General features: G+C 73.4%; 6 protein-coding genes. 1 reads left to right on the plus strand and 5 read right to left on the minus strand.

Going from position 1 to position 6,481, the window contains the following annotated elements; genetic code table 11:
* Nucleotides 1–63 precede the first annotated feature (63 nt).
* Nucleotides 64–660, plus strand: coding sequence for a HutD family protein (locus ACFXA3_RS31195; RefSeq protein ID WP_385192155.1), 597 nt, complete (start codon nucleotides 64–66; stop codon nucleotides 658–660).
* On the opposite strand, the gene ACFXA3_RS31200 is transcribed toward ACFXA3_RS31195, so the two are convergent.
* From ACFXA3_RS31200 to ACFXA3_RS31220, 5 genes are all read right to left on the minus strand, one after another.
* Nucleotides 632–2,053 (minus strand): GH1 family beta-glucosidase, encoded by a 1,422-nt coding sequence (locus ACFXA3_RS31200; RefSeq protein ID WP_385192157.1) that lies wholly within the window; start codon nucleotides 2,051–2,053, stop codon nucleotides 632–634. The genes ACFXA3_RS31195 and ACFXA3_RS31200 overlap by 29 nt on opposite strands.
* A gap of 42 nt (nucleotides 2,054–2,095) precedes the next feature.
* Nucleotides 2,096–2,929 (minus strand): carbohydrate ABC transporter permease, encoded by an 834-nt coding sequence (locus ACFXA3_RS31205; RefSeq protein ID WP_385192160.1) that lies wholly within the window; start codon nucleotides 2,927–2,929, stop codon nucleotides 2,096–2,098.
* Nucleotides 2,926–3,864, minus strand: a complete 939-nt coding sequence (locus tag ACFXA3_RS31210; RefSeq protein WP_385192163.1) for a carbohydrate ABC transporter permease — start codon at nucleotides 3,862–3,864, stop codon at nucleotides 2,926–2,928. The genes ACFXA3_RS31205 and ACFXA3_RS31210 overlap by 4 nt, the downstream gene beginning before the upstream one ends.
* A complete protein-coding gene (locus ACFXA3_RS31215; protein ID WP_385192165.1) occupies nucleotides 3,851–5,155 on the minus strand; it encodes an extracellular solute-binding protein in 1,305 nt (434 codons plus the stop codon). The genes ACFXA3_RS31210 and ACFXA3_RS31215 overlap by 14 nt, the downstream gene beginning before the upstream one ends.
* 194 nt (nucleotides 5,156–5,349) lie before the next feature.
* Nucleotides 5,350–6,393 carry a LacI family DNA-binding transcriptional regulator gene (locus ACFXA3_RS31220; protein ID WP_385192168.1) on the minus strand — a complete coding sequence of 348 codons (1,044 nt, stop codon included), beginning with the start codon at nucleotides 6,391–6,393 and terminating at the stop codon, nucleotides 5,350–5,352.
* Nucleotides 6,394–6,481: the final 88 nt, after the last annotated feature.

Consider the following 6,481-nt stretch of genomic DNA (forward strand, 5'->3'; position numbering starts at 1 on the left):
GGCGCGCGCCCCCCCCCCCCCCGGGGGGGGGGGCGCCCCCCCCCCCACGGAAGGAACAGCGCCATGACCGGCGGCAACGAGGTCCGGATCCTGCGTGCGGGCGACCGCGCGGCGGTCGCCTGGAAGAACGGCGGCGGGGTGACCCGGGAGATCGCGGCCTGGCCGGACGGGGCCGACATGGCCGGCTTCGGGTGGCGGGTCAGTCTCGCCGAGGTCGACGCCGACGGTCCGTTCTCGGCGTTCCCCGGTGTCGACCGCACGCTGACCCTGGCCGAGGGTGCGGGCATGGACCTCGGTGTGTCCGGCGCCCGCCGCCTCGTCGACGAGCGCTTCGCGCCGCAGGACTTCCCCGGCGACGCCCCCACCGACTGCCGGCTCCTCGACGGCCCCGTCGTGAACTTCAACGTGATGTACCGCCGCGACCTGGTGCGGGCGCACACCGCGGTCGTACGGGGCACCCTCGCGCTCACCGCCGGGCCGGGGGAGACCCTGCTGGTGGTCGCGCTCCGGGGCCCGGCGGAACTGGAGGACGCAGCCGCCGGCGAGCCCGTTGCCCTCGGCCCCTACGACGCGGTCCGCATCGGCGGGCCCGCCGCCTGCCTCCTGCGCACCCGGGGGCACGCGGCGGTGGTCAGGCTGGCAGCCCGCCCCGGGCGATGACGTCGGCGTACCAGCGGGCGCTGTCCTTCGGGGTGCGCCGCAGGGTCGCGAAGTCGACGTGGACGAGGCCGAACCGCTTGCTGTAGCCGTACGCCCACTCGAAGTTGTCCAGCAGCGACCACACGAAGTACCCCCGCACGTCCGCCCCGTCGGCGATCGCCCGGTGCACCGCGGCCAGATGGGCGTGCAGGTACCCGATCCGCTCCGGGTCGTGCACCACGCCCCCGGGGCCCGCGCGGTCGGCGTACGCCGCGCCGTTCTCCGTGATCAGCAGCGGTACGCCCGGCAGTTCGTCGCGCAGCCGGACCAGCAGTTCGTGCAGCCCGTCCGCGTCCACGGGCCAGTCCATCGCCGTCCGCGGGCCCGGCGCGGGCACGAAGCGTACGTGCTCGTCGGCGCCCACCCACGGCGAGGGCACCGCGGCCGGGCCGCCGTCGGCGGGCCCGGCCCCGGCGGCGACGACCGTCGGGGAGTAGTAGTTGACGCCCAGCCAGTCGACCGGCGCCGCGGCGGCGGCCAGATCGCCGTCCCGGACGAAGGACCAGTCCGTCACCCCGGCGGTGTCACGGACCAGGTCCTCGGGGAGGCGCCCGTGGAAGACCGGATCGAGGAAGATCCTGTTGCCCACCGCGTCGATCCGGCGCACCGCGTCCAGATCGGCTGCGGAGCGCGTCAGCGGCCGCAGCGCGTGCAGGTTCAGCGTCAGCGAGACCTCCGCCGGCCGGGGGAGGACCGCGCGCAGCGCCGCCGTGCCCAGCCCGTGCGCCAGGTTGAAGTGGTGCGCGGCGCGCAGCGCGGACTCCGGCTCGGTGCGGCCCGGGGCGTGCACCCCCCAGGCGTAGCCGAGGAAGGCCGCGCACCAGGGCTCGTTGAAGGTGGTCCAGGAGGCGACGCGGTCACCCAGCGCCCCGGCCACGAGCCCCGCGTACTCGGCGAACCGCTCGGCGGTCTCCCGCAGCGGCCAGCCGCCCCGGTCCTCGAGTTCCTGCGGCAGGTCCCAGTGGTACAGGGTGGCGACCGGCCGGATCCCGGCCGCCAGCAGGGCGTCGACGCGGCGCCGGTTGAAGTCCAGGCCCTGCCGGGCGGCGGGCCCCCGGCCGGTGGGCTGGACCCGGGGCCAGGCCACCGAGAAGCGGTAGTCGCTCACGCCGAGCCGGGCGAGCAGGGCGACGTCCTCGGCCATGCGGTGGTAGTGGTCGGTGGCGGTGTCCCCGGTGTCGCCGCCGAGGACCTTGCCGGGGGTGTGGCTGAAGGTGTCCCAGATGGAGGGCGTCCGGCCGTGCAGGGCGGCCGCGCCCTCGATCTGGTAGGCGGCGGTGGCCGTGCCCCAGCGGAACCCGGCCGGGAAGGAGAGGCCCGTACGCGGGGCGGGGGACGTGTCGAGCGTGGTCATGGAGGACTCCTGGAAGGGTGGGGGAAGGCCGGGGCGGCTGCGTCAGCCCTTGACCGCGCCCTGCATGATGCCGCCGACGATCTGCCGGCCGAGCAGTCCGAAGACGAGCAGGACGGGCAGCGTGCCGAGCAGGGTGCCCGCCATGATCACGGACTGGTCGTGGACGTAGCCGCCGCCCAGCTGGCGCAGTGCGACCTGGACGGTCGGCTCCTGCGAGGACAGGGCGACGACGGGCCAGAAGAAGTCGTTCCAGGCCGTCATGAAGGTGAGCAGGCCCAGGACCGCCATGGCGGGACGGGCGATCGGCACGACGACCGACCAGAAGATCCGGGCGTGCGAGGCCCCGTCCGTCCGGGCCGCCTCGATCAGCTCGTCCGGCAGCGACTGGGCCAGGAACTGCCGCATGAAGAACACCCCGAAGGCCGAGACGAGCCCGGGCAGGACGACGGCCTGGAGCTGGTTCACCCAGTGCAGCTTGACGATCAGCATGAACAGCGGGATCACCCCCAGCTGGGGCGGGATCATCATCGAGGCGACGACGGCGCCGAGCAGTGCCCCACGGCCGCGGAAGCGCAGTTTGGCGAAGGCGAAGCCGGCCAGCGTGGCGCACAGCACCGTGCCGACGGTGATCGCCCCCGAGACGATGAGGGAGTTGAGCAGGGCCTTGCCGATCGCGGCCTCGTCCAGCACCGCCCGCAGATTGTCCGGGAGCCTCGGACCGGGCAGCAACGCGGGCACCGGGCGGGCCAGTTCGGCGTTCGAGCGGCTCGCTGCGACGAGGGTCCAGTACAGCGGGAAGGCGGAGACCAGCACCGCCCCGATCAGGACCGCGTACGTGAGCCCGCCGCCGCGCCGGGCGGAGCTGCGCGCGCTCATCGGACCGCCTCCTTGCGCGAACGGCGCTGTACGGTCAGGGCGTTGACCCCGACCAGCGCCACGATCAGCAGGAACATCACCCAGGCGATGGCCGCCGCCCGGCCCAGGTGGAAGAAGCCCCAGCCCTGCTCGTACATGTACAGGCCGAGGGTCTGGTACTGGTGTGAGATGCCGCCGGACACCGAGCCCTCGAACAGCAGCGGCTCGCCGAACAGCTGGGTGGCGCCGATCGTCGACACGATCGAGGTGAAGACGATGGTGGGGCGCAGACCGGGCAGGGTGACATGGAGGAACTGCCGCCACCGGGAGGCGCCGTCGACCTCGGCCGCCTCGTACAGCTCGGCCGGGATCGTCTGCATGCCCGCCAGGTAGATCAGCGCGTTGTAGCCGGTCCACCGCCAGACCACGATGGAGGAGACGGCGATCTGGGAGGCCGCCGTGCCGTTCTGCCAGTCGACCGGGTGGATGCCGGCCAGGTCCAGCAGACGGTTGACGAGCCCGAAATCGTGCCCGAAGAGCTGCGCGAAGATCAGCGAGGCGGCGGCGACCGAGGTCGCGTACGGCAGCAGCAGCGCGGTGCGGAAGAACGTCCGCGCGCGCAGCCGGTAGTTGAGGAGGTGGGCCAGGCCCAGCGCCATCAGCAGCTGGGGGACCGTGGACAGGACGCCGATGGTGAAGGTGTTGCGCAGCGCCGTCCAGAAGAACGGGTCGGTGAACAGCGCCGTGTAGTTGCCGAGGCCGCGCCACTCCAGCTCGCCGGGGGTCTGCAGTTCGGCGCGGTGGAGCGAGACGTACGCCGTGTAGAGCAGCGGGAAGATCCCGAACGCGGCGAACAGGGCGAAGAAGGGGGCGAGGAAGGCGTACGGGGACAGCACGGCCGGCAGGCCGCGCCGCCGCGGGGGCGGCGCGGGCGCCGTCGGTTCAGCCGAGGGCATTCTTGACGGCCTTCTTCGCGTTCGCCCAGGCCGTGTCCGGTGCGGTGCCCTTGCGTTCGACCTCGCTCAGCGCGTTGTTGATCTGGTCGGCGATGTCCTTGTCGTGCACGCCGAGCACCTGGACGGGGGCCTGTTCCGCGGCGTCGCCGAAGATCTTGCCGATCGGCGCATCCGAGAAGTACGGGTCCTTGGCGTCCGCTATCGCGCTGATCGACTTGGTGGCGGAGGGGAAGTTGGCCTGCTTGAGGAAGACCTTGGTCTGCTGTTCCGGCGCGGTCAGCCACTTGATCAGCTCGTACGCCTCCTTCTTGTGCCGGGCCGCGGTCGGGACCGCCAGGTAGGAGCCGCCCCAGTTGCCCGGGCCGCCGGGCAGTTTCGCCACGTCCCACTTGCCCTTTCCGGCGTCCCCCGCCTGGCCCTTGATGTAGCCGAGCATCCAGGCGGGGCACGGCAGGGTGGCGAAGGACCCCGAGGAGAACGCCTGGTTCCAGGGCGGCGACCACTGGTCCAGCTTGGCGCTGAGCCCCTCGCCCGCGGCCCTGACCGAGACGTCCCAGGCGGCCTTCACGGCGGGGCTGTTCTCGTAGACCAGCGCGCCCGAGGCGTCGTAGTACCGCTCCTTCTCCTGGCCGACCATGACGGCGTTCAGGCTGCCCACGCTGTCGAGCCAGGCGCTGCCGGCCGGCGCCTTCTCCTTGTACCGGCGGCCGAGTTCGAGGTAGCCGTCCCAGGTGGCCCAGCGCGCGGCCAGTTCGGTGCGGTCGGTGGGCAGGCCGGCGGCGCGCAGCAGGTCGCTGCGGTAGCACATGGCCTCGGGGCCCACGTCGGTGCCCAGGCCCAGCACCTTGCCGTCCTTCGTGGTCGCGGCGGACCACTTGGCGGGGGCGAACTCCTCCCTGAGCGCCCCGGCCCCGTACTGGCCGAGGTCCACGAACTTGCCGGCCTGCTGCTGGGTGACCGAGGCGATGCGGCCCACCTCGATGCCCTGGACGTCGGCCAGGCCGCCGCCGCCCGCGAGGCGGGTCTGGAGGGACTTCCAGTAGTCCTGCTCGTCCTCGGTGTCCGTCTGCTTGATCGTGACGCCCGGGTGGAGCCGCTCGTACTCGGCGTAGAGGCCGGACTCCTGGTAGCCGAACGCGCCGAACAGGTCGACGGTGAGCGTGACGGAGCCGCCCGCGGCGTCCGGCGCGGTGCCGCCCGACCCGGATCCGCAGGCGGCCAGGAGCACTCCGGCGAGTGCGGCGGCGCCGAGGCGGGCCCCGGCTCTCAGGGCGGTTCGGGGAACGGACATGGGGCGGCCTCCTTGGCCTGGACGGGCAGGGTGCGGGGGGTGGGACTGCGCCACATTGAGAGCGCTCTCAGAGCGCGAGTGGAGCCTGCACCCGCAGCCCGGGCCCCGTCAAGAGTTGTACGCACACCCGCGCGCTTTCGTCCGCAATCACCCGTACCGCAGGGCGGGTTCAGGCCGCGCCGGCCCCTCGGAGATCAGCCCGAAGCGCGCCGCACGAGGGCCGTCGCAGTGACCACCGAGGCGGGCACGGCACGTTCGCCCGGGGCCGTGTTCAGGGTCCGCAGCAACAGTCGGGCCATCAGCCGGCCCATGCCCTCGATGTCCTGGCGCACCGTCGTCAGCGGCGGATCGGCCGTCTCCGCCACCAGCTCGGCGTCGTCGAAGCCGACGAGGGCCACGTCCCCGGGCACGGCGAGGCCGCGCTCCCGCAGCACCCGCAGCGCGCCCGTCGCCATCAGGTCGTTCGCCGCGAACACCGCGTCGAGGTCCGGGCGGCGCTCCAGCAGTGCGGCCATGGCCAGGGCCCCGCCCGCCGCCGTGAAGTCACCCTCCTCGGTCAGCGCCGGATCGGCGTCGAGCAGTACGTCCCGGTAGCCGTCGAGCCGGTCCACCGCCGAAGTCTGGTCCAGCGGCCCGGCGATGTGCGCGATCCGGCGCCGGCCCTGCTCCAGCAGGTACCGCACGGCCTCGCGGGCTCCGCCGCGGTTGTCCGCGTCGACGTACGCGACCCCGCCGTGCCCCCCGGACCCGGCGGTCCAGCCCGGCCGCCCCCCGTACACCGTGGGCATGCCGATGCGCCGGGTGATCGCCGGCAGCGGGTCGTCGGTGTGCAGCGAGAAGGCGAGCGCCCCGTCGACGTGGCCGCCGGCCAGGTAGCGCTCGATGCGGTCGTAGTCCCCCCGGTCCTCCACCAGCAGCAGCACCAACTGCGTGTCGTGCGCGGTCAGTTCCTTGCTGATGCCGCGGACCTGCCGGGAGAAGAAGGGATCGGAGAAGATCCGGACCTCCGGCTCCGCGATGATCACCGCGACCGCTCCCGTACGCCGCGTGACCAGGGTGCGGGCGGCCGGGTTGGGTACGTACCCGAGCTCCCGGACGGCCTCCCGTACCTTCTCCACCAGATGGGTGCGGACGCCCTCGCCGCCGTTGACGACGCGGGAAGCGGTGGCCCGGGACACCCCGGCGCGCTCCGCCACGGCCTCCAGCGTGGGACGGTGGGCGGGATGCTGTTCGGGCACGGGCGCTCCTTCTGCGTCTCCGGGGGCTGTTGGCTCGCCGGACAGCAGGGTAACCCGGGCCTCCGGGAGTCTGAGTGCGCTCCCGGAG

This window comes from Streptomyces sp. NPDC059456 (assembly GCF_042750055.1).
Lineage (GTDB): Bacteria > Actinomycetota > Actinomycetes > Streptomycetales > Streptomycetaceae > Streptomyces.